Raw genomic sequence first — 21,220 nt, forward strand, 5'->3', positions numbered from 1 at the left:
CCTTGCCCGAGAGAAGCCGCAGGGCTTCTCTTCCAGACCGATGGACACATCGGGATTCCGCACGTCGAGGTGAGTGCCGGGCCGGGGTTTGCTGTAGGAGCGCACCTGTGCGCGACCGCGGCGCATGGCGGTCGCGCACGGGTGCGCTCCTACACGGGACCTCCTTGCCGAGAGAAGCCGCAGGGTTTTCTTATTCCGACGTCGAGGTGAGTGGCGGGCCAAGATTTCTGCAGGAGCGCACCTGTGCGCGACCGCGACGACGCATGGCTGGCGCGCACAGGTGCGCTCCTGCACGGGATTCTGCCCTCCTGAAACACGAAGCCCCGCAGGACGCGGGGCTTCGTTTCGATCGGAGCGCCGACCTCAGTCGCCCATCTGCTTCTGCAGATGCTCGCGACGTTCCTGCGCGTCGAGCGACAGCGTGGCGATCGGGCGGGCGTCCAGGCGCTCCAGGCCGATCTCCTCGTCGGTTTCCTCGCAGTAACCGTAACGGCCCTCCTCGATCCGGCGCAGCGCCTTGTCGATCTTGGAGATCAGCTTGCGGTAACGGTCGCGGGTGCGCAGCTCGAGCGAGTTCTCCGTTTCGCGGGTCGCACGCTCGGCCTCGTCGCCGACGTCGCGCACCTCGTCACGCAGGTTCTCCATCGTCTGGCGCGATTCCTCGACGAGCTGGTCGCGCCAGTCCCGCAGCTTGTTGCGGAAGTAGGCGAGGTGCCTGGGGTTCATGTACTCCTCGTCGTTCGAGGGACGGTAACCCTTCGGCAGGTCGATATTGATGGTGGAAGGCAGGGCGTAACGGCCATCCTCGCGGGTCACGCCATTGTCGAGAGTTGTAGCGGAATTATTCATTGAGGACTGCGGGGTCTTCTGTTTCTTGAGTGGGGTATGGCGCGCGGTGGCCGTGGCCACGCGTGGGGTCACCATGGCGACGGCACTCGCCACTTTGCCCTTCATGGGCGCAACGGCGGGTGATGGAGATGTTTGCTTGGCCGCGACTGCCGGCGACGCGGGCCGGACGGCCGCGGGCTTGGCGGGTTTGGCTTCCGGCTTGCTGACGATCTTGTACGGCTTGGGCGCGGCAGTGCCGGTAGGCTTGGGGCTGGCGGCCTTCTTGGCAGGCTTGGCCACCGGCCTGGCGGGTGCGGTCTTCTTCGGAGCCGCCTTGGCTGCCGGTTTTGCCGTTTTCTTCGACGCGGCTTTCGGTTGCGGCCTGGCAACCTTCGTGGTCGCGCCCTTCGGCTGCGGCCTGGCCTTGGTGGCGGCCGGGGCCTTCTTCACCGCAGGGGCCGGCTTGCGCGCAGCCTGCTTGCTGGCAGGTGCCTTGGCGGCAGGTGCCTTCCTGGCCGGAGCCTTCTTTGCCACGGTCTTGCTGGCGGACTTGGTAGCAGACTTGGCCACGGGCTTCGCAGCGGCCTTGCCGGCCACCGGCTTGCGCGCAACGGGCTTTTTCGCCGACGCCGGCTTGGCGGCCGGCTTGCGGGCTGGCGCAGCCTTTTTGGCGGTAGCGCTCTTGCCGGCCCGGGCACTGGCAGCAGCGACTTTGGGCTTGCTCGTCTTGGCTTCTTTCGCCTTGCCCGCAGCCTTCCCTTTCTGCGCCTTGGCGGCGGTCGAACTACGCGTCGTTTTCGCCATATCCCTTCACCGTTTTGGCCGTGGCGGCCGGGTGTTATAGCCCATGCGTCTTACACCATCAACAGGCATCTGGAATACTTCAAGCCACTACATGCCGCTACCCGTTTGGGCTGCGTGAACGAAAGTGACCCGATTCCTGCTCCTCCTGCTTCGCGCGTACAAACGCTTGCTGAGCCCCCTGCTGGGTCAGCGTTGCCGCTTCCACCCCAGCTGTTCCGATTATGCACGGATTGCCATCGTGCGCTTCGGTTCCCTCCGGGGCAGCGCGCTGGCGCTGTGGCGCATCCTGCGTTGCCAGCCGTTGTGTACGGGCGGGGAGGACCCGGTGCCCGAGCATTTCCACTTCGCCCGCTGCCGCTCCCACGAGGAACACTGAGCCCGGCGAGCGTTGGCCGGCAGAAGCGAAACGGGGCTAAGCCGCCGAGCCGTAGCCGCCGGGCACGCCCTTGCTGGCGTAGGCCACGGCATCGTGCGGGTGCAGGCTTTCCTGGTGTTCCAGGCGCACGTGGAAGTCGGCGATGCGCGGGTCGGCGTCGAGCGCCTTCTGGATGCGTCGCGCGGCATCCTCGCAGAACATCAGGTTGCCGCCATTGGCCAGCGCGAAGGCCTGTTCGTCCTCGCGCTTGACCGCCGTCTGCACCGGGGTGCCGAGCGCCTGCTCGACACGGTCCAGGGTCGAGATGAGGTTGAAGCCCTCGCCGTCGGCCAGCCGCACCAGCAACCGCGCGACGCTGCGCTGCGCGTGCGGCGTGGCGACGATGCCCTGCTCGCTGCCCAGCCACGCCATGATCGCGGCATGGTCCAGCGGTTGTGCGGGGTCGAAGTCGCGGGCGAACTGTTCCTGGATCATCTGCCGCGACAGCGCGGCCGACGCCGGGCAGGTCGAGGAGTAGACCACCTCGGTTCCGAGTTCGAGCTGGAAGCCTTCGGCGGAAAGGCTCGCCTCGATGGACACCGGATAGGCGCGCCAGCCGCTGTTGTCACTGCGCAATGCGGGCCGGCGGACCAGATGGTCGAAGCGGATGCTGATGCGCGCGCGGTCGGAAAGGTCCCTGTGGGATTCCAGAAACGCATGCAGCAGCGCTTCGATCATCCCCGCGTCCAGCGGCCTGGCGCTCAGGTGGCGGTCGACCAGCAGGTAGAGGCGCGACATGTGGATACCGCGCTTGTCCGGCCGGGTCAGGTTGACGAAGGCGCCCACCTGCGCGCTGGCGCGCTCCACGCTGCCGTCGCCGGCGTCGAAGCGCACCGGTACTTCGATGCCGTCCATGCCCACCCAGTCCAGCGCACCGGCCAGGTGCGGCTGCGCCTGGACGGCGACGTCGGGCAGCAGGCGGGCGGTGTTTTCGTGGCTGTGCATGGGTTGTCCTTGCGGCAGGCGGGGGCGCCGTGCGGCTTTCTATTTTGGGGCAGCGCGCGCGGGGGCAACAGGCACGCTGCGGAAACGCTGTGTTGAGTGCCCGGCGACCCCGTCCGCGGTCTGGTCAGGCGGCGACCGCGCGGCGCCACCGTCGCGCGGCCTGCCAGGCGGCCCATGTCGTCGCCAGGCCGCCGGAGGGACGGGCGCGCTGCAGGGCCTGCAACGGTTCGTCGGCGCCGGCCGCGTGCCGTACCAGGCGCTCGCCCTCGCGTGACTCGATCGCGCGGAACACGCTGAGCGGCCCAGGCAATCGCGAGGTTTCGCGCCAGGCGGCAGTGAGTTCCCCCAACTGGTCGCGTACGGCCGCGTTGCGCGCGGTGCCGGCGCGACGCAACTGGTCGCGGCTCAGGCCGTGACGCGCCAGCGACGCCATCGGCAGGGGTAGTCGGTCGCGTTCGGCATCGTCATCCAGGCGGCGCAGCGCGTGCAGCAGGTGGCCCAGCGCGGCAAGCCGCGCCGCGCGCTCCGGCGAAGCGGCCTCGCCAAACCACCAGGCCGTCTCCAGCGCCGCCAGCGCGCCATGCAGTTGCGAAGCGGCCGCCAGCTGGGCGGTGAAGTCGGCCGCCGTGCCCTCCTCGAGCTGGGCCATTGCCGCCAGCACCGGAGCCAGCCAGCGTTCGCTGCCCATGCGCGTGGCACGGTCGTCGTCGAACAGCACCTGGGTCAGCGGATGGCGCCCGCCGGTTTCCGCGGCGTGGGCCAGTTCCTCCGCCCACCAGTTGAGCTTGGTGGCGGCCACGTGCGGCTCGCGGATGCCGTAGGCGGCCGCGAGCAGCTCCTGCTCCAGCGCGGCCAGCGCGATATGGCCAGGGTGGCGCGCGGGATCGACGAAGGCCAGCGCCACGCGTTGCGCCGGCTGCGCGGCAAGCCATTTGTCCACGTAGCTCTGCAGGGCGTCGTGGCTGGCGTCCATCACGCCACCGCCTGGCCGCGGCGCAGCCAAAGGGCGAACTGCGCGGGCGTGTCCAGCACGGCGTCGGCGTTCCATTCGCGCGGATCGCCGCCGTCGAGGTAACCCCAGGCCACCGCGACGGTGTAGAGCCCGGCGGCGGCACCGGCCATGACGTCGCGGCGGTCGTCGCCGACGAACAGGCTGCGCGCCGGATCGATGCCCGCGCGCGCGCAGGCCAGGCGCACGGGCGCCGGGTCGGGCTTCTTCACCGGCAGGGTGTCGCCACTGACCACCGCCGCCGCGCGGCCGTCCCAGCCGATCCGCCTGAGCAGTTCATTGGTGAGGAACCCGGCCTTGTTGGTGACGATGCCCCAGCGCACGCCGGCGGCGTCGAGTTGGGCAAGCATCGGCTCGATGCCTTCGAACGGGTGCGTGGCCTGGCCCATGACTTCTTCGTACAGCGCCAGGTAGCGCTCCACGCGCGCCTCCACCGCGGGCTCGCCCAGGTGCCCGAAAGCGCAGCGCAATACCGCCCGCGCGCCACGCGAGACCACCTCGCGCACCGGCCCGTAGGGCGGCACCGGCGTGCCCTCTTCCCCGCACTGGCGCTCGAGCGCGGCGTAGAGGTCCGGAGCGCTGTCGAGCAGCGTGCCGTCGAGGTCGAACAGCACGCCCTCGATGATGTTCGGCAGCGGCTTCATGCCGGCCTGCGCGCGCACAACAGGTAGTTGACCGCGGTAATGCGGCTCAACGAGGCCTTGCGCGTGAGCGGGTTGTAGGCCAGGCCGGAAACGTCCTCCAGCTCCAGCCCGGCGTGGCGCAGCAGGCGGCCCAGCTCGGAGGGCTTGAGGAATTGCGCGTAGTGATGGGTGCCGCGCGGCAGCAGGCGCATCACGTACTCCGCGCCGAGGATCGCCGCGCCGAACGCGGCCGGGGTGCGGTTGAGGGTGGACATGAACAGGCGCGCGCCGGGCTTGAGCATCGCGGCCAGGTCGTTCACCAGCGCGACCGGGTCGGGCACGTGCTCGATCAGCTCCATGCAGCAGACCGCGTCGAAGCTTTCCGGCTCGCTGGCGGCGAGTGCGGCGGAGGATTGCACGCGGTAGTCGACCTGGAACCCGGACTCGAACAAGTGCAGCTTCGCGACCTCGATGACTTTCTCGCCCAGGTCGATGCCGGTGACCCTCGCGCCATGGCGGGCCAGCGCCTCGCTGAGCAGGCCGCCACCGCAGCCGACGTCGGCCACCTTCGCGTCGCGCAGGTCCACGCGGGCAGCGACGTAGGCGGCGCGCACGGGATTGAGGTCGTGCAGCGGGCGGGATTCGCCGTCGGGATCCCACCAGCGCGCGGCCAGCTTGTCGAAGCGGGCGATTTCGTCGCGGCTGACGTTGGTGGTGGTTTCGCTCATCGGAAAAGGTCCTTCGATTTCGCTTCGCTCGGGACGCACGCGCGCCAAGGCTAGTGGGCCTGCCATTCGTACACCGTCACTTCCCAACCGCCGCTGACGTGTGTCGGGTCGCGGTGGGCGATGGCCTGCGCCTCGGCCAGGTCCGTCGCGCGCAGCAGGTAGGCGCCGCCGGACTTGTCGCCGAACGGGCCCGAGCGCTCCACGCGGCCTTGCGTGCGCAGTTCGTCGAGAAAGCGCTGGTGCGCCGGCACCACCGCCGGGTCGAACTGCGGGCGGCGCATGACCATGACGAGATAGAGGTTCACGCGGGCTCCTTACGAAAACGCGGCGATGCGCTCGCGCCAGGCATGTGCCTTGGCCAGGATCGCCGCCGGATCGAGGTCGACCAGTTCACGCGCCGCCAGCTTGCGGCGCCCGGCGATCCACACGTCGGTCACCTGGTGGCGCCCGGCGGCATAGGCCAGCTGCGAGGCGACGTGGAACAGCGGCTGCGTCTCGATGTCGCTCAGCCGCACGGCAGCGAGATCGGCCTGCTTGCCCGGCTCGATCGAGCCGATGCGGGCATCCAGGCCCATGGCCTTGGCGCCATTGAGCGTGGCCGCACGCAGAGCGTATGCCGCATCGAATGCCGCTGCGTCGGAGGCGACCGCCTTGGCGAGCAGCGCCGCGGTACGCATCTCGCCGACCATGTCCAGGTCGTTGTTCGAGGCACAGCCGTCGGTGCCGATTGCCACGTTGACGCCAGCGCGGCGCAGTTTCTCCGCCGGACAGAAGCCGGAGGCGAGCTTGAGGTTGGACTCGGGGCAATGCACCACCGATACGCCCGCTTCCGCGCAGGCGGCGATCTCGCCCTCGGTGAGCTGGGTCATGTGCACGGCGATCAGGCGATCGTTGACCAGGCCCAGCTTCTGCAGGCGCTGGAACGGGCGCAGGCCGGATTTCTTCTTCTCTTCCTCGACCTCGTGCGCGGTCTCGTGCAGGTGCAAGTGGACGGGGATATCGAGCTGGTCGGCCAGCACGCGGATGCGCTCGAAACTCCCGTCCGACACCGTATAAGGCGCATGCGGGGCGAATGCCGTACCGACCAGCCCGTCGGCCCGGAAGCTGTCGTGCACTTCGCCGGCACGCTCGAAATATTCGTCCTGGCTCTTGGCCCAGGCGGTCGGGAACTCGATCACCGGCAGGCCGACCACGGCGCGGAAACCCAGCCGCCGGTAGGTCGCGCCGATCACGTCGGGGAAGAAGTAGTTCTCGTTGGCGCAGGTCGTGCCCCCGCGCAGCATCTCGGCGACCGCCAGTTCCACGCCGTCGCGCACGAACTCCGGCCCGATCACCTTCGCCTCGGCCGGCCAGATGTGCTGCTGAAGCCAGGTCATCAGCGGCAGGTCGTCGGCCAGCCCGCGCAGCAGCGTCATGGGGTTGTGCGTGTGGCTGTTGACCAGGCCGGGGATCAGCGCGTGCTCGGAAAGCTCCACCCGCTCGCGTGGCATGTACAGGTCGCGGGCTTCCGCGATCGGCAGCACCGCCTTGATCTGACCACCGTGGATAGCCACCGCGTGGTGCTCCAGCACGACCGCATGCGGCTCGACGGGAACCACCCAGCGGGCTTCGATGAGGAGGTCGATCTCGGTGGTGGCTTCAGTCATCGCGGTCTCGTGTGGCGGTGGAACGAAAACGGCACGGCGCCTGCGCTGCCGTGCCGTCGGGCTTGCTGCAGCGGCGCTTACTTGCCGACGCGGCTGACGTACTCGCCGGTGCGGGTGTCGACCTTGATCACCTCGTCGGTGCCCACGAACAGCGGCACGCGCACCACGGCGCCGGTTTCCAGCGTGGCCGGCTTGCCGCCGCCGCCGGAGGTGTCGCCACGGACGCCCGGATCGGTCTCGGTGATCTTCAGCTCGACGAAGTTCGGCGCCTGCACGGTGATGATCTCGCCGTTGAACAGCGTCACCACGCACTCTTCCTCGCCCTTGAGCCACTTCGCGGCATCGCCCACGCCCGCCTTCGTGGCCTGGTGCTGCTCGAAGGTTTCCTGCTGCATGAAGTGCCAGAACTCGCCGTCGGAGTAGAGGAACTGCATGTCGGTATCGGTGACGTCGGCGACCTCGAACGAGTCGGACGACTTCATGGTCTGCTCGGTGGTGCGGCCCGTCTTCAGGTTGCGGATGAAGATGCGGGTGAACGCCTGGCCCTTGCCGGGCTTGATGAAGTCGGCGTCGGTGATGACCCACGGGTCGTTGTTGTGAAGGATCTTCATACCCTTCTTGACGTCGTTGAGACCGGCGGTCGCCATGCGCTTTCTGCTCCAGAGGTAAACACCGCCGTTCCGGCGGCTAAAATAGGGGTTTGCACGGGCCCGAAGCCCGCCTCAAGGCCCACCATGATAACCGCAAGCCCCGCCGCCCGCCTATCGCCGACCCTGCCCGACTGGCGCGAGCTGTGGCGGAACGCGATCACCGACGCCGGCGAGTTGCTCGATGCCGTGGGACTCGCGCACCTGGCCGATCGGCTGCCGCCGGCCGATGCCGGCTTCGCGCTGCGGGTGCCGCGGGGTTTCGTGGCGCGCATGCGCCCGGGTGATGCTCGCGACCCGTTGCTGCTGCAGGTGCTGCCGCAACTGGCCGAACTGGACTATGTGGCCGGTTTCGTCGCCGATGCCGTGGGCGACCTGGCCGCGCGCGAGGCGCAGGGCGTGCTGCACAAGTACCACGGCCGCGCGCTGCTGATCGCCAGCGGCAGTTGCGCGATCAACTGCCGCTACTGCTTCCGGCGGCACTTCCCCTACGGCGAAGAGATCGCCGCGGCCGGGCAATGGAAGCAGGCGCTGGCCCATCTGAAGGCCGACCCGTCGATCAGTGAGCTGATCCTGTCCGGCGGCGACCCGCTCGCCCTGGCGACCTCGAAGCTGGAAGAGCTCGGCCGTGGGCTGGCCAACCTGCCGCAGGTGACCCGCCTGCGCATCCACACCCGCCTGCCGGTGGTGCTGCCCGAGCGCATCGACGGGCCATTCCTGGCCTGGCTGGAAGCTTTGCCGCTGCAGAAGGTCGTGGTGCTGCACGCCAACCATGCCAACGAGTTCGACGCCGGCGTGGACGCCGCCTGCGCGGCCTTGCGCCAGGCCGGCGCCACGCTGCTAAACCAGTCGGTGCTGCTGCGCGGGATCAATGACGAGGCCGACACGCTGGCAGCGCTGTCCGAGCGACTGTTCGCCGCCGGCGTGCTGCCCTACTACCTGCATCAGCTCGACCGCGTGCAGGGCGCGGCCCATTTCGAAGTGGACGATGCGCGCGCCCTGGCCCTGGTCGAGGACCTGCGCCAGCACCTCCCCGGCTACCTGGTACCTCGGCTGGTGCGCGAGGTCGCCGGGGACGCTTCCAAGCGCCCGCTGTGACAATGCGAGCCGCCGGATGAGGCGGGCGTTGCCTTTGTGCGACTTGCCGCTGGCGCTCCCGGGGGGAATCCGTTACAAACCGTGGATGGAAGGTGAACGGCTGGAACCGGCTCGCCTTCCGGTCGCGGCGAGGGGCGCCAGCGATCCGGCCGATCCACGGGCAGCCGCCAGGGCTCAATGAAAAAAGACTCCGTCATCAAGATCCTCTTCGTCGAAAAATCGGTCGAGGATGCCGAACAGATCATCAGCCTGCTGCGCAACGCCGGCATCGCGGTCCGCCCGGCGCGGGCGACCCAGGCCGACCAGGTGCAGGCGGCACTGGACGAGCTGGAGCCGGACATTGTGCTGTTCGATCCCGCCGCCGGCCTGGAGCTGCGCGAGGTCGCCCACCTGCTGGACGCGCACGGCCGCGACGTGGCACTGCTGGCGCTGGTCAACCAGCTCGACACCCATAGCGTGGCCGAGATGTTCGCCGGCGGCGTGCGCGGCACCGCGCTGCGCACCCAGCCCAAGCAGCTGATCGCGGTGCTGCAGCGCGAGTTCGAGTCGCTGCACACACGCCGCCAGGTACGCCTGCTGGAAGCCGCGCTGCGCGAGTCCGAGCGCCGTTGCGACGCCCTGCTCGACTCCTCCACCGACCCCATTGCCTACGTGCACGAAGGCATGCACGTGCGCGCCAACCGCGCCTACCTTGAAACCTTCGGCTACGAGGAATTCGACGACCTGCTCGGGCTGCCGGTGCTGGACATGATCGGCACCGCCGACGCCGAAGCGTTCAAGAACCTGCTGCGCGCCCACTCCCGCAAGGAAAAGGCGGCCAACCAGGTGGAGCTGCAGGCGCGTCGCGCCGACGCCAGCACCTTCAAGGCCACGGTCGAGTTCGCCGGCGCCACCTTCGAGGGCGAACCCTGCCTGCAGATCGTGTTCCGCCGCCAGCAGGTCGACCCGGCGCTGATCGAACAACTGCAGCGCGACCCGGTCACCGGCCTGTTCAATCGCGCCCGCACGCTCGAGACCATCGACGAATCCGTGGCCGCCGCGGCCAAGGGCAAGAAGGGCCAGACCCTGCTGCTGATCGAACCGGACAACTGGCAGACCATCGTCGCCGGCATCGGCCTGGGCCAGGCCGATGAGCTGCTGGCGGCGTTCGCGGGCCGCATCAGCGCATTGCTGGGCGAGTCCGACATGGCCGGCCTGCTGGCCGAGCACACCATCGGCGTGATGCTCGATTCGCGCAGCGACGAGTCGATCAAGCAGTGGATCGACGGCGTGCTGCAGTCCATCGCCAGCGACATCTTCGATGCCGGCACCCGTTCCATTACGGTCACCGCCAGCATCGGCGGCAGCCTGCTGGGCGAGAAGAACGCCAACGCCGAGCTGCTGCTCAACCAGGCCAGCCAGGCGCTGCGCAACGCGCAGAGCCAGGGCGGCGGTCGCAGCGAGCTGCACGACCCGGCCGCCCGCGAGAAGGCCGAGGAAGAGCGGGAGCGTTACTGGCTGCAGCTGCTCAAGCAGGCGCTGGAGCAGGACAATTTCGTGCTCTACCACCAGCACACGATCAGCCTGCAGGACGCCGAGGGCGAATATTCCGAGGTGCTGCTGCGCATGAACGGTCCGCAGGGCGAGGTGCTGCCCGGCTTCTTCATGCCGATCGCCGAAAAACACGGCCTGACTCCGGCAATCGACCGCTGGGTGCTCAACCGCGCGATAGAAATGCTCAAGGCGCGCGACGGCCAGGGCGTGCAGACCACGTTTTTCGTCAAGCTCACGGCGCAGTCGATGCAGGAGGCCGCGTTCCTGCCCTGGCTGGAAGACCGGCTCAAGCGCGCCGGGCTGCGCCAGGGCCAGATCGTGCTGGAGATGACCGAGAGCAAGGTGGTGACGCTGCTGCGCCCGGCGCAGGAGTTCATCACCCGCTGGAAGAAGATGGGCGGGCGCTTCGCGCTGGAGCAGTTCGGCTCGGGCCTCAATTCGTTCCAGCTGCTGACCCACATCGACGCCGACTACCTGAAGATCGACCGTACGTACATGAACCAGCTGCCGCAGCATCCGGAGAACCAGAAGAAGATCGGGGAGATCTGCGTGCAGGCCCACGAGATGAAGCGACTGACCGTGGCCGAGTGGGTCGAGGATGCAACCAGCACCTCGCTGCTGTTCGCCTGCGGCGTGGATTTCGTGCAGGGCAACTTCCTGCAGGAACCGCAGCGGTTGATGTAGCCCCGGCCGGGCTGGACCTGTGCCGGCCCGCTGCAGGGCGGTCGCGCACAGGATGTGCCCCCTGCAGGCCCCGACTTTCCGGCGCGCAACGAAAAACCCCCGCGGATTGCTCCGCGGGGGTTTTTCGTGGATCGCTATGCCGGCGCTTACTCGGCGGCAGCAGCGGCCTTGGCGGCAGCCTTGGCAGCCGACACGGCGGCGATGTCTTCCTTGATGCGGGCAGCCTTGCCTTCCAGGCCGCGCAGGAAGTACAGCTTGGCGCCGCGCACCTTGCCCTTGCGCTTGACCTGCACCGAATCGATCGCCGGGCTGTGCGCCTGGAACACGCGCTCCACGCCGGTGCCGTGCGAGATCTTGCGCACGGTGAAGGCCGAATGCAGGCCGCGGCTGCGCTTGGCGATGACGATGCCCTCGAAGGCCTGCACGCGCTCGCGGTTGCCTTCCTTCACCTTGACGTTGACCACCACGGTGTCGCCGGGGCCGAATTCCGGCAGCTGGCGGGTGATCTGCTCGGCTTCGAACTGTTCGATGATCTTGTTCATGGCAACACCTGATTGAAATTTGCAATTACTGCGGCTTGACGGCCGCTTCGTCGTGCCGTTGCTGCTCTTGTCGAGCATGCTCACGGCGGAATTCTTCCAGCAATGCGCGGGACGTCTTGTCCAGCGCGCATTGCGCCAAAAGGTCGGGCCGGCGCAGCCAGGTACGTCCCAGCGACTGCTTCAGGCGCCAGCGGCGGATCGCCGCGTGGTCGCCGGAGAGCAGCACCTCCGGCACGTCACCCAGTGCGTCATGCACCGGCTTCGCGTAGTGCGGACAGTCGAGCAGCCCGTTCGAGAACGAATCCTGCTCGGCGGACTGCGCGTCGTTCAACGCGCCCTCCTGCAACCGGCCGACCGCGTCGATGACCACCGCGGCGCCCAGCTCGCCCCCGGACAGCACATAATCGCCGATGGAGAGCTCCTCGTCGACCTCGTGCGCCAGCAGGCGTTCGTCCACACCCTCGTAACGCCCACAGAGCAAGGCGATGCGCGGCGTCTTGGCCAGCGCTTCCACCCTGCCCTGCGTCAGCCGCGCTCCCTGCGGACTGAGGTAAATCACGTGCGCCGGTTCCGGCGCCGCCTCGCGCATGGCCTTCATGGCCGCCCGCAAGGGTTCGATCAGCATCACCATCCCGGGTCCGCCGCCGCAGGTGCGGCCGTCCACGGTGCGGTAGTTGTCGGTGGCGTAGTCGCGCGGGTTCCAGGTTTCCACCTGCAGCAACTGGCGCTGCTGCGCGCGTCCCACCACACCGACGGCAGCGCACTGGCGCATGAAGTCGGGAAACAGCGTGACGACGTCGATGCGCATCGGATCCTCGATTGCTAGAACTCCGGATCCCAGTCCACCACCATGCGCCCGCCGGAAAGATCCACCGAACGCACGTAAGTCCCCTGGACGAAGGGCACCAGCCGCTCGCGCGTGCCGTCCCTCACCACCACCACGTCGTTGGCGCCGGTGGCGAACAGGTGGCTGACCCGTCCGAGCACGACGCCCTCGGTGGTGACGACCTCCAGACCTTCGAGGTCGACCCAGTAATACTCGTCCTTGCCAGGCGGTGGCAGCAGCTCGCGGGCGACGTAGATGTCCTGCCCGACCAGCGCGGCCGCCGCATCGCGGTCATCCACCCCCGGCAACTGGCAAACCAGCCCCTTGCCCTGCGGATGTCCCTTGATCCCGGCGACTTCCCTGACCTCGCCCGGCGCCTTTTCGAGCAGCCAGGGCTGGTACTTGAAGATCTGCGTGCGAGGCTCGGTCCAGGATTCGATCTTGAGCCAGCCCTGCACGCCGTAAAGCCCGACGATGCGTCCGACCAGGACGCGCCGACCGGCTGTATCCATGCTTAGGCAGCAGCCTGCTGCTTGCCGGCTTCCTTGAGCAGGGCGGCGACCTTGTCGGTCAGCTGGGCACCCTTGCCCACCCACTCGTTCACGCGCTCGACGTTGAGCTCGAGGCGCTTGTCCTTGCCGGACGCGACCGGGTTGTAGAAGCCCACGTTCTCGATGCTGCGACCGTCGCGCTTGTTGCGCTGGTCGGTCACGACGACGTGGTAGAACGGGCGGCCCTTGGCGCCACCGCGCGAAAGACGAATCTTGACCATAAGTAAAAGCTCCAGAGGTGCCGGCCGCGCCGGCAGCACGCACGGGATCCGCGCGCGGTAAACGCGGCATTTTAGTGGAATTTCGGTAAAAGGGAAGACCTTGGCGGGGAGCGGGGTGTCAACCGCGGGCTCCTGCAAGACGGCATCGCCAGAACGAGGCGCCCGGCTTGGCCGGGAACGGCACCTTTCCTGTTCCCAGAGCCCGCCCCACCGCGAATCACCTCATCGGCGGAAAGCCGCCGCCCATCCCGCCAATGCCCTTCATGGCGCCGCGCATCTGCCGCAGCAGGCCCTTGGTGCCGCCCTTGGAGAGCTTGGACATCATCTTCTCCATCTGCATGTACTGCTTGAGCAGGCGGTTGACGTCGGCCGGCTGGGTGCCCGAACCGCGCGCCACGCGGGCACGGCGTGAACCGTTGAGCAGGTCGGGGTGGCGGCGTTCCTTCTTGGTCATCGAGCCGATGATCGCGACCATGCGCTTGATCTCGTTGTCGTTGACCTTGGACTTGACGTTGTCCGGCAGGTTGGCCACGCCCGGCAGCTTGTCCATCAGCCCGGCCAGGCCGCCCATGTTGTTCATCTGCTCGAGCTGGTCGCGCATGTCGTTCAGGTCGAAGCGCTTGCCCTTCATCACCTTCTGGGCGAGCTGCTGCGCCTTCTCCTGATCGACCTTGCGCTCGACCTCCTCCACCAGCGAGAGCACGTCGCCCATGCCGAGGATGCGCTGCGCCACGCGGTCGGGGTGGAACGGCTCCAGCGCGTCAGTCTTCTCGCCGGCGCCCAGGAACTTGATCGGCCGACCGGTGATGTAGCGGACCGAGAGCGCGGCACCACCGCGGGCATCGCCGTCCGTCTTGGTCAGCACCACGCCGGTCAGCGGCAGCGCCTCGCTGAAAGCCTTGGCCGTGGTGGCCGCGTCCTGGCCAGTCATCGAGTCGACCACGAACAGCGTCTCGACCGGCGTGATCGCGGCGTGCAGCGCCTTGATCTCGCCCATCATCGCTTCATCGATGTGCAGGCGGCCGGCGGTGTCGACCAGCAGCACGTCGACCACTTCGCGGCGGGCGGCAGCGATCGCGGCCCTGGCGATGTCGACCGGGTTCTGCCCTGCTTCGGACGGGAAGAACTTCACGCCGACCTGCTCGGCCAGCGTGCGCAGCTGCTCGATGGCCGCCGGACGGTAGACGTCGCAGCTGACAACCATCACCTTCTTTTTCTTGCGCTCGGTCAGGAAGCGGGCGAGCTTGGCCACGGTGGTGGTCTTGCCCGCGCCCTGCAGGCCGGCCATCAGCACCACCGCTGGCGGCTGCTGGGCGAGGCTGAGCTCGGCGTTGGCCGTGCCCATCACCTTGGTGAGCTCGTCGCTGACGACCTTCACCAGGGCCTGGCCGGGCGAGAGGCTCTTGAGCACCTCCTGGCCGACTGCGCGCACCTTCACGCGCTCGACCAGCGCCTGCACCACCGGCAGCGCGACGTCCGCCTCCAGCAGCGCGATGCGCACCTCGCGCAGGGACTCGCGGATGTTTTCCTCGGTCAGCCGTCCGCGCCCGCGCAGGCGGTTGACGGTGGTGGAGAGGCGTTGGCTCAGCGACTCGAACATGGCGGGCTACGGGTTCGGCAGGAACAAGCAGGTCAATATATCAGAGGCCCCGGTCCCCGGCCCTAAACGGCTCGCGCCTTCGGATCGCTTTCCGCACTCCCGCCTCCCGGACCGGCCCGGCGTACCCAAATGCGCCAAAGGCTCGTTCAACGCGACTTGGCCGTATGCGACACTTCCCGCTCATGCTGCCCGCCCTCTCGCTCACTGCCATCGTCTGCTACCTGCTCGCCGTCGGCCTGCTTGCCTGGCCACTGTTCGGGCGCGGGACGGCGAAGCCCTCGCCGGCCTGGCAACGCCCCGCCCTGGCGGTGGCGATGGTGGCCGTGCTGGCGCATGCCGGCGTGCTGCTGGGCATGCACCGAGGCGCGCTGGACCTGCATTTCTTCGCGGCACTCTCGCTGGTCGCCTGCGTGGTCTCGGCGCTCACGCTGTTCGTCAACCTGAGCCGGCCGGTTGCCGCGCTCGGCGTGGTGGTCTTTCCGCTGGCAGCGCTGTTTGTCCTCTTCGACATGTTTGCGAAGCCGACCGTACCGGTCGCCATGGACTGGCAGATAAAACTGCACGTATCGCTCGGACTGGTGGCCTTCGGCTTTCTGTCGATCGCGGCGGTACTGGCCATCGGGCTTGCGGTCCAGGAACGCGGCCTGCGCCACAGGCAGTTTGGCCCCTGGTTGCGTGCACTGCCGCCGCTTACGCTGACGGAAACGCTGCTGTTCCGCGTCATCGCTGCCGGCTTCGCCCTGCTCACACTTACGCTGGTAACCGGCGCGCTGTTCGTGGACAACCTGTTCGGCCAGCACCTGGTGCACAAGACCGTGCTGTCGATCGTCGCCTGGCTGGTGTTCGGCGTACTGCTCTACGGCCGCTGGCGTTTCGGATGGCGCGGGCGCCGCGCGGTCAACCTCACGCTGATCGGCATGGCTGTGCTGGTGCTGGCTTTCTTCGGTACGAAGTTCGTGCTGGAGGTGATCCTGCACCGACCGTTACCGCGCCTGTAACTCGACCCGGCCGCAGGGTGGGTTTCTGCCCTCCTTGCCGGTACCCAGGCAGATGGGCTGAGCCCGGCGGGCGTCAGGCGTCGCGGCAGGCGTCGATGGCCTGGGACAGGCGCTCCACGCCGATGACCTCCATTTCGCCCACCTTGCCCTTCTTCGGCGCATTGGCCTTGGGCACGATGGCCCTGCGGAAGCCGTGCGTGGCGGCTTCCTTCAGGCGCTCCTCGCCATTGGGTACCGGGCGGATCTCGCCGGAGAGGCCGACCTCGCCGAAGGCGATGGTCTTGTCCGGCAGCGGACGGTCGCGCAGCGAGGACAGCACCGCCAGCAGCACCGGCAGGTCGGCCGCGGTTTCCTGCACGCGGATGCCGCCGACCACGTTGACGAACACGTCCTGGTCGTAGGCCGCCACGCCGCCGTGACGGTGCAGCACCGCCAGCAGCATGGCCAGACGGTTCTGCTCCAGGCCCAGCGCCACGCGGCGCGGGTTGCCCAGCGAGCTCTGGTCGACCAGCGCCTGCACCTCGACCAGCAGCGGGCGGGTGCCCTCGCGGGTGACCATCACGGCGCTGCCGGAGGTCGGCCCCGCGTGCGCGGAAAGGAAGATCGCCGACGGATTGGGCACTTCGCGCAGGCCCTTGTCGGACATGGCGAATACGCCCAGCTCGTTGACCGCGCCAAAGCGGTTCTTGAACGCGCGCAGCACGCGGAAGCGGCTGCCCGACTCGCCCTCGAAGTACAGCACCGCGTCGACCATGTGCTCGAGCACGCGCGGCCCGGCGATGCCGCCCTCCTTGGTGACGTGGCCGACCAGGAACACGGACGTGCCGGTTTCCTTGGCGAAGCGGGTCAGCTTGGCGGCCGACTCGCGCACCTGGCTGACCGAGCCGGGCGCCGCGGTGAGAAGCTCGGTCCAGATGGTCTGGATGGAGTCGATCACCAGCACGTGCGGTCGCGTGGCGATGGCCTGTTCGAGGATGCGCTCGATGCAGGTTTCCGCCAGCGCCTGCAGCGGCTCCAGCGGCAGACCGAGACGTTGCGCCCGCGCCGCGACCTGGGAGAGCGACTCCTCGCCAGTGACATACACGCTCGCCAGGTGGGCACCCAGCGTGCCCAGCATCTGCAGCAGCAACGTGGATTTGCCGATGCCCGGGTCGCCGCCGATCAGCACCACCGACCCCTGCACCAGGCCGCCGCCAAGCACGCGATCGAGTTCGCCAATGCCGGTGTGGGTGCGCGCCTCGGTGGTTGCAGCCACGGCGGTGAGGGGTGTGACCCTGGCCGCCCCGGCTGCGTTGCCGGCGTAGCTGGAGCGCTGTGCCCCCACCGAGGCCTTCGCCGTGGTCGATGGTGCCAGCACGACTTCGCTCAACGTGTTCCACACGCCGCATTCGACGCACTGGCCCTGCCACTTGGAGTGCTCGGCGCCGCAATCGGTGCAGACGTAGGCGGTCTTGGCCTTGGCCATGGGGTGTTCCGGTAGTCGAAGGCGAGGAGCTTAGCCCGCCCCGCTCGCACGGGGCGAGACAGCGCGTGCCGGTTTCGCCTGTAGGAGCGCACCCTGTGCGCGACCGCGCGGCATCGCCGTGCATGGCGGTCGCTCGCACGAGGCGCTCCTACAGGGGGGCAACGGACCGCTCAACTTTCGTCTTCGACGAACAGCACGCGGCGGGTCATGCCGCAGGTGAGGTCGTAGCTGATGGTGCCGGCGTGGCGGGCGATGGTTTCCACCGGCAGGCTCTCGCCCCACAGCGTGACGCGATCGCCGACTTTCGCCTGCGGTGCGTCGCGCAGGTCCAGCGTGATCAGGTCCATCGACACCCGGCCGATCAGCGGCACGCGGGTGTCGCCGACCAGCACGGGCGTCCCGCTGGCGGCGCTGCGCGGATAGCCGTCGCCGTAGCCGACGGCCGCGACGCCGACCGGCATGTCCTCCGGGCAGCTCCAGGTGCCGTTGTAGCCGATGCGTTCACCCTTGGCGATCCGGTTGATGGCGATCAATCGTGTGGCCAGGGTCATCGCCGGGCGGAAGCCGAACTCGGCGCCGCTCTTGCCCTCGACCACCGACAGGCCATACAGCAGGCCGCCGGTGCGCACCCAGTCGGCACGCGCCTCGGGCCAGCCGAGCACGGCGGCGGAATTGGACAGCGAACGCGGGCCCTCCAGTCCACGCGTCGCTTCGGCGAAGCGCTCGATCTGCGCGCGGGTCTGTTCGCCACCGAAGACTTCCGAGTCCGAGAAATGGCTGAGCAGCCCGATCTCCGCATCCAGCCCGGGCATCGCGGCCAGCCGCGCGTGCACGCCGGCCACGCGCTCGGGGGCAAAGCCCAGGCGGTGCATGCCGCTGTCGATCTTCAGCCACACGCGCAGGCGGCCGCGTCCCGGCCGCGCCTCGGCCAACCAGTGGAGCTGGGTTTCGTGGTGAATGGCTGCGTCCAGTTGCAGGCGCTGCATTTCGGCGATGTCGCCGGCCTGGTCGGGGCCGGACAGGACCACGATCCGCTGGCGATGGCCGGCCGCGCGCAGGCGCAGCCCGTCGCCCAGGGCGGCCACCGCGAAGCACTCGGCCTCGGCATCCAGCGCACGGGCCACGCGCTCCAGGCCGTGGCCGTAGGCATCGGCCTTGACGACCGCCATCACACGCGCTGGCGCGGCCAGCGCCTTGATGCGCGCGAGGTTGTGGCGCAGTGCGCCCAGGTGAATGGTGGCAGTGGTGGTGCGGCTCATCGGGGTGGCGGAAACCGGGAATGGAAAATGGTTAATCGTTGAAAGCGAGGCAACGCCGGCAGCGCTTGCTGTTGCCCACGGACGATTCCCGATTCACGGCTTTCAATCGAACGACCCCACGAACGAGTCGGCCGCGTAATTCTCGAACTTCGTGTAGTGCCCCAGGAAGGTCAGCTTCACGGTGTCGGTCGGACCGTTTCGCTGTTTGCCGATGATGATCTCGGCCAGGCCTTTGTCCGGCGATTCCTTGTTGTAGTACTCGTCGCGGTAGATGAACATGATCACGTCCGCGTCCTGCTCGATGGCGCCCGACTCGCGCAGGTCGGACATCATCGGGCGCTTGTCGGCGCGCTGTTCCAGCGAGCGGTTCAACTGCGACAGGGCGATCACCGGCACGTTCAGCTCCTTGGCAAGGCCTTTGAGTGAACGCGAGATTTCTGAAATCTCGGTGGCGCGGTTCTCCTTGTTCCCGGGCACCTGCATCAGCTGCAGGTAGTCGATCACGATCAGGCCCAGGCCACCGTGCTCGCGGTGAAGGCGGCGCGCGCGCGAGCGCAGTTCCACCGGCGAGAGGCCCGGCGTGTCGTCGATGAAGATCTTGGCCTCGGAGAGGATCGCAATGGCGTTGGTTACGCGCGGCCAGTCCTCCTCGGACAGGTCGCCGTTGCGCAGGTGCTGCGCGTGGATGCGGCCGATCGAGGAGATCAGTCGCAAGGCCAGCTGCGAGGCGGACATTTCCATCGAAAAGATCACCACCGCCTTCTTGCCGCGCAGCGCGGCGGCTTCGGCGATGTTCACCGAGAAGGCGGTCTTGCCCATCGAGGGACGCGCCGCGACGATGATCAGGTCCGACGGCTGCAGGCCGGAGGTGAGCTCGTCCAGGTCGTTGAAGCCGGTGGAGATGCCGGTGAGCTGGCCGCGGTTCTCGTAGCGCTCGGTGAGCAGGCGGAACGCGTCCTTGACCGCGTCGCGCATGGACACCGAGTCCTTCTTGCCGCGCGCGCCCGACTCGGCGATCTTGAAGACCGCCTGCTCGGCGCTCTCCAGGACCTCCTGCACGCTCTTGCCCTCGGGCCGGTAGCCGTCCTCGGTGATGCCGGTGCCGGCATCGATCAGCTGCCGCAGGATCGACTTCTCGCGCACGATGTCCGCGTAGGCGCCGATGTTGGCCGCGCTGGGCGTGGCGTTGGCCAGCTCGATCAGGTAGCTCGCGCCGCCGACCATCTCGGCCAGGTCGTTGGCCTCGAACCAGTCGCCCAGGGTCACCGCGTCGCAGGGCATGCCCTTGTTGGCCAGCTCGTTGATGGCGCGCCAGATCAGGCGGTGGTCCTTGCGGTAGAAGTCGCCCTCGCCCAGCCGGTCGGCCACCTTGTCCAGCGCGTCGGGGGCGAGCATCAGGCCGCCCAGCACCGCCTGTTCGGCGTCGATGGAGTGCGGCGGTACGCGCAGCGCCTCGATGGCGGAGCCGTGGCCGCTCTTGCGCTCGGGGACAAAGGACATGGGTTGGGTTTCCTCGCAGACTGTGCCGTACCGCCGGCGACGGCGGGCACACGAGGGAAGAGGATACGCGGCAGGTTCTCAGCCGACGAGACAATAAGTCTGTGGATAAGCTGTGGGGGGCGGTGGATAACGCGCAGGGTCGGTGCGTCGCAGGGCTTCCCCCATCCGCCCTTCGGGCGCCTCCCCCACCGAGCGGGGGAAGGATCCAGGGCGCGGCGCGCACTCCGAGCCACCCCTTGAACGGAGAGCCCGCACTCCGAGCCTCCCCTTGAACGAAGAGCCCACACTCCGAGCCCCCCTTGAACGGAAAGCCCGCGCCCCGAGCCTTCCCCCGTGAACACGGGGGAAGGTGCCGACAGGCGGATGAGGGGGCGCCCTCGCCGGATACGCGCGCCCTTCGGAGACCCGTCAGCGGGCTGCCGTCTCCAAAGCCTGATAGTCCTCGTCGGACAGCGCCAGCTGCGCGGCCCCGACGTTCTCGCGCAGGTGCTCGACCTTGGAGGTGCCAGGGATCGGCAGCATCACCGGCGAGCGCTTGAGCAGCCAGGCCAGCGCGACCTGCCCGTTGCTGGCACCCAGGCGCTGGGCGATGCGGCTGAGCACCGAGTCGGGCGCGGCCAGGTCGCCGGCAGCCAGCGGGTACCAGGGAATGAAACCGATGCCCTGCTGCTCGCAATAGTCCAGCACTGCCTCGCTCTTGCGGTTGGCCAGGTTGTAGAGGTTCTGCACGGTCGCGACCGGAAAATGCCGGCCCGCCGCCTCGATTTCCTCCACACCGACTTCGCTCAGGCCCACGTGCCGGATCAGCCCTTCCCTGCGCATCTCGGCGATCACCTGGAACTGTTCCTCGCGCGGCACCTTGGGGTCGACGCGGTGCAACTGCCACAGGTCGATGCGCTCCACCCCCAGCCGACGCAGGCTCATCAGCACGCACTGGCGCAAGTACTCCGGTCGTCCCACCGGCGCCCAGATGTCCGGGCCGTGGCGGGTCAGGCCGCCCTTGGTGGCGATCAGCAAGCCGTTGTATGGATGCAGCACCTCGCGTAGCAGGTCTTCGCTCACGAACGGGCCGTAGCTGTCGGCGGTGTCGATCAGGTCTACACCCAGTTCCGGCAGGGCGCGCAGGGTGGCGCGCGCGCCCTCGGGATCGGCCGGCTCGCCCCAGATGCCCTTGCCGGTGACGCGCATGGCGCCGAAGCCCAGGCGGTTGACCGTGATGTCGCCGCCGATCTTGAACTGGCCGGCGGCCGCAGCGTTGAAATCGTGCATGGAAGCTTCTCCTGTCGGGCGCAGACCTC

General features: G+C 68.4%; 21 protein-coding genes. 4 read left to right on the forward strand and 17 right to left on the reverse strand.

Annotated elements, in window-relative coordinates; genetic code table 11:
• Window positions 1-363: 363 nt before the first annotated feature.
• Complete coding sequence (dksA, locus tag ACFWZU_RS11985; protein WP_439701786.1) at window positions 364-1,425, reverse strand: RNA polymerase-binding protein DksA; 1,062 nt, start codon at window positions 1,423-1,425, stop codon at window positions 364-366.
• A 331-nt stretch (window positions 1,426-1,756) separates the two neighbouring features.
• Between dksA and yidD the strand changes: the two genes are divergently transcribed.
• Window positions 1,757-2,008, forward strand: a complete 252-nt coding sequence (yidD, locus tag ACFWZU_RS11990; protein ID WP_439701739.1) for a membrane protein insertion efficiency factor YidD — start codon at window positions 1,757-1,759, stop codon at window positions 2,006-2,008.
• 36 nt (window positions 2,009-2,044) lie between these two features.
• Here yidD and folE2 read toward each other — a convergent pair whose 3' ends face one another.
• The 7 genes from folE2 to efp all read right to left on the reverse strand — a co-directional run bounded on the left by folE2 (window position 2,045) and on the right by efp (window position 7,645).
• Window positions 2,045-2,992 (reverse strand): GTP cyclohydrolase FolE2, encoded by a 948-nt coding sequence (gene folE2, locus ACFWZU_RS11995; RefSeq protein WP_439701740.1) that lies wholly within the window; start codon window positions 2,990-2,992, stop codon window positions 2,045-2,047.
• 124 nt (window positions 2,993-3,116) lie between these two features.
• Window positions 3,117-3,965, reverse strand: coding sequence for a squalene/phytoene synthase family protein (locus ACFWZU_RS12000; protein ID WP_439701741.1), 849 nt, complete (start codon window positions 3,963-3,965; stop codon window positions 3,117-3,119).
• The gene (gene gph, locus ACFWZU_RS12005; RefSeq protein WP_439701742.1) at window positions 3,965-4,645 is read right to left on the reverse strand and encodes a phosphoglycolate phosphatase; all 681 of its coding nucleotides are present in this window, start codon (window positions 4,643-4,645) and stop codon (window positions 3,965-3,967) included. Before gph ends, ACFWZU_RS12000 begins: the two co-directional genes overlap by 1 nt.
• Window positions 4,642-5,352 (reverse strand): bifunctional 2-polyprenyl-6-hydroxyphenol methylase/3-demethylubiquinol 3-O-methyltransferase UbiG, encoded by a 711-nt coding sequence (ubiG, locus tag ACFWZU_RS12010; RefSeq protein ID WP_439701743.1) that lies wholly within the window; start codon window positions 5,350-5,352, stop codon window positions 4,642-4,644. The genes gph and ubiG overlap by 4 nt, the downstream gene beginning before the upstream one ends.
• A gap of 50 nt (window positions 5,353-5,402) precedes the next feature.
• Window positions 5,403-5,657 (reverse strand): YciI family protein, encoded by a 255-nt coding sequence (locus tag ACFWZU_RS12015; protein ID WP_439701744.1) that lies wholly within the window; start codon window positions 5,655-5,657, stop codon window positions 5,403-5,405.
• A 9-nt stretch (window positions 5,658-5,666) separates the two neighbouring features.
• Window positions 5,667-6,998 carry a TRZ/ATZ family hydrolase gene (locus ACFWZU_RS12020; protein WP_439701745.1) on the reverse strand — a complete coding sequence of 444 codons (1,332 nt, stop codon included), beginning with the start codon at window positions 6,996-6,998 and terminating at the stop codon, window positions 5,667-5,669.
• A 77-nt stretch (window positions 6,999-7,075) separates the two neighbouring features.
• Complete coding sequence (gene efp, locus ACFWZU_RS12025) at window positions 7,076-7,645, reverse strand: elongation factor P (RefSeq protein ID WP_439701746.1); 570 nt, start codon at window positions 7,643-7,645, stop codon at window positions 7,076-7,078.
• A gap of 87 nt (window positions 7,646-7,732) precedes the next feature.
• Here efp and epmB point away from each other — a divergent pair, with 87 nt between their 5' ends.
• Both epmB and ACFWZU_RS12035 read left to right on the forward strand, forming a co-directional pair.
• The gene (epmB, locus tag ACFWZU_RS12030) at window positions 7,733-8,743 is read left to right on the forward strand and encodes an EF-P beta-lysylation protein EpmB (protein ID WP_439701747.1); all 1,011 of its coding nucleotides are present in this window, start codon (window positions 7,733-7,735) and stop codon (window positions 8,741-8,743) included.
• 177 nt (window positions 8,744-8,920) lie between these two features.
• Window positions 8,921-10,960, forward strand: a complete 2,040-nt coding sequence (locus ACFWZU_RS12035) for an EAL domain-containing protein (RefSeq protein ID WP_439701748.1) — start codon at window positions 8,921-8,923, stop codon at window positions 10,958-10,960.
• Between the two features lie 146 nt (window positions 10,961-11,106).
• Here the strand turns inward: ACFWZU_RS12035 and rplS are convergent, their stop codons facing one another.
• From rplS to ffh, 5 genes are all read right to left on the reverse strand, one after another.
• Window positions 11,107-11,502: a 50S ribosomal protein L19 gene (rplS, locus tag ACFWZU_RS12040; RefSeq protein WP_209621135.1), complete on the reverse strand. Its 396-nt coding sequence runs from the start codon at window positions 11,500-11,502 to the stop codon at window positions 11,107-11,109.
• Between the two features lie 25 nt (window positions 11,503-11,527).
• Complete coding sequence (trmD, locus tag ACFWZU_RS12045) at window positions 11,528-12,310, reverse strand: tRNA (guanosine(37)-N1)-methyltransferase TrmD (RefSeq protein WP_439701749.1); 783 nt, start codon at window positions 12,308-12,310, stop codon at window positions 11,528-11,530.
• A 14-nt stretch (window positions 12,311-12,324) separates the two neighbouring features.
• Window positions 12,325-12,840, reverse strand: a complete 516-nt coding sequence (gene rimM / locus ACFWZU_RS12050; RefSeq protein ID WP_439701750.1) for a ribosome maturation factor RimM — start codon at window positions 12,838-12,840, stop codon at window positions 12,325-12,327.
• A 2-nt stretch (window positions 12,841-12,842) separates the two neighbouring features.
• Complete coding sequence (gene rpsP, locus ACFWZU_RS12055; protein WP_091333189.1) at window positions 12,843-13,100, reverse strand: 30S ribosomal protein S16; 258 nt, start codon at window positions 13,098-13,100, stop codon at window positions 12,843-12,845.
• A gap of 217 nt (window positions 13,101-13,317) precedes the next feature.
• A complete protein-coding gene (gene ffh / locus ACFWZU_RS12060) occupies window positions 13,318-14,700 on the reverse strand; it encodes a signal recognition particle protein (RefSeq protein WP_439701751.1) in 1,383 nt (460 codons plus the stop codon).
• A gap of 164 nt (window positions 14,701-14,864) precedes the next feature.
• Between ffh and ACFWZU_RS12065 the strand changes: the two genes are divergently transcribed.
• Window positions 14,865-15,698, forward strand: coding sequence for a cytochrome C assembly family protein (locus ACFWZU_RS12065; RefSeq protein ID WP_439701752.1), 834 nt, complete (start codon window positions 14,865-14,867; stop codon window positions 15,696-15,698).
• A 73-nt stretch (window positions 15,699-15,771) separates the two neighbouring features.
• Here the strand turns inward: ACFWZU_RS12065 and radA are convergent, their stop codons facing one another.
• The 4 genes from radA to ACFWZU_RS12085 all read right to left on the reverse strand — a co-directional run bounded on the left by radA (window position 15,772) and on the right by ACFWZU_RS12085 (window position 21,191).
• A complete protein-coding gene (radA, locus tag ACFWZU_RS12070) occupies window positions 15,772-17,163 on the reverse strand; it encodes a DNA repair protein RadA (protein WP_439701753.1) in 1,392 nt (463 codons plus the stop codon).
• A 170-nt stretch (window positions 17,164-17,333) separates the two neighbouring features.
• Window positions 17,334-18,422, reverse strand: a complete 1,089-nt coding sequence (gene alr, locus ACFWZU_RS12075; RefSeq protein ID WP_439701754.1) for an alanine racemase — start codon at window positions 18,420-18,422, stop codon at window positions 17,334-17,336.
• A gap of 102 nt (window positions 18,423-18,524) precedes the next feature.
• Window positions 18,525-19,922: a replicative DNA helicase gene (locus ACFWZU_RS12080; protein ID WP_439701755.1), complete on the reverse strand. Its 1,398-nt coding sequence runs from the start codon at window positions 19,920-19,922 to the stop codon at window positions 18,525-18,527.
• Window positions 19,923-20,330: 408 nt separating this feature from the next.
• Entirely contained in the window at window positions 20,331-21,191 is an 861-nt protein-coding gene (locus tag ACFWZU_RS12085; protein WP_439701756.1) for an aldo/keto reductase, read from the reverse strand.
• Window positions 21,192-21,220 lie beyond the last annotated feature (29 nt).

The organism is Frateuria sp. GZRR33, assembly GCF_051900425.1.
Classification (GTDB): domain Bacteria; phylum Pseudomonadota; class Gammaproteobacteria; order Xanthomonadales; family Rhodanobacteraceae; genus Frateuria_A.

Coding starts and splice junctions, on each gene's coding strand:
- folE2 (WP_439701740.1), bottom strand. CDS start 2,992: ATGCACAGCCACGAAAACACCGCCCGCCTGCTGCCCGACGTCGCCGTC.
- ACFWZU_RS12000 (WP_439701741.1), bottom strand. CDS start 3,965: ATGGACGCCAGCCACGACGCCCTGCAGAGCTACGTGGACAAATGGCTT.
- gph (WP_439701742.1), bottom strand. CDS start 4,645: ATGAAGCCGCTGCCGAACATCATCGAGGGCGTGCTGTTCGACCTCGAC.
- ubiG (WP_439701743.1), bottom strand. CDS start 5,352: ATGAGCGAAACCACCACCAACGTCAGCCGCGACGAAATCGCCCGCTTC.
- ACFWZU_RS12020 (WP_439701745.1), bottom strand. CDS start 6,998: ATGACTGAAGCCACCACCGAGATCGACCTCCTCATCGAAGCCCGCTGG.
- efp (WP_439701746.1), bottom strand. CDS start 7,645: ATGGCGACCGCCGGTCTCAACGACGTCAAGAAGGGTATGAAGATCCTT.
- epmB (WP_439701747.1), top strand. CDS start 7,733: ATGATAACCGCAAGCCCCGCCGCCCGCCTATCGCCGACCCTGCCCGAC.
- ACFWZU_RS12035 (WP_439701748.1), top strand. CDS start 8,921: ATGAAAAAAGACTCCGTCATCAAGATCCTCTTCGTCGAAAAATCGGTC.
- rplS (WP_209621135.1), bottom strand. CDS start 11,502: ATGAACAAGATCATCGAACAGTTCGAAGCCGAGCAGATCACCCGCCAG.
- trmD (WP_439701749.1), bottom strand. CDS start 12,310: ATGCGCATCGACGTCGTCACGCTGTTTCCCGACTTCATGCGCCAGTGC.
- rimM (WP_439701750.1), bottom strand. CDS start 12,840: ATGGATACAGCCGGTCGGCGCGTCCTGGTCGGACGCATCGTCGGGCTT.
- rpsP (WP_091333189.1), bottom strand. CDS start 13,100: ATGGTCAAGATTCGTCTTTCGCGCGGTGGCGCCAAGGGCCGCCCGTTC.
- ffh (WP_439701751.1), bottom strand. CDS start 14,700: ATGTTCGAGTCGCTGAGCCAACGCCTCTCCACCACCGTCAACCGCCTG.
- ACFWZU_RS12065 (WP_439701752.1), top strand. CDS start 14,865: ATGCGACACTTCCCGCTCATGCTGCCCGCCCTCTCGCTCACTGCCATC.
- radA (WP_439701753.1), bottom strand. CDS start 17,163: ATGGCCAAGGCCAAGACCGCCTACGTCTGCACCGATTGCGGCGCCGAG.
- alr (WP_439701754.1), bottom strand. CDS start 18,422: ATGAGCCGCACCACCACTGCCACCATTCACCTGGGCGCACTGCGCCAC.
- ACFWZU_RS12080 (WP_439701755.1), bottom strand. CDS start 19,922: ATGTCCTTTGTCCCCGAGCGCAAGAGCGGCCACGGCTCCGCCATCGAG.
- ACFWZU_RS12085 (WP_439701756.1), bottom strand. CDS start 21,191: ATGCACGATTTCAACGCTGCGGCCGCCGGCCAGTTCAAGATCGGCGGC.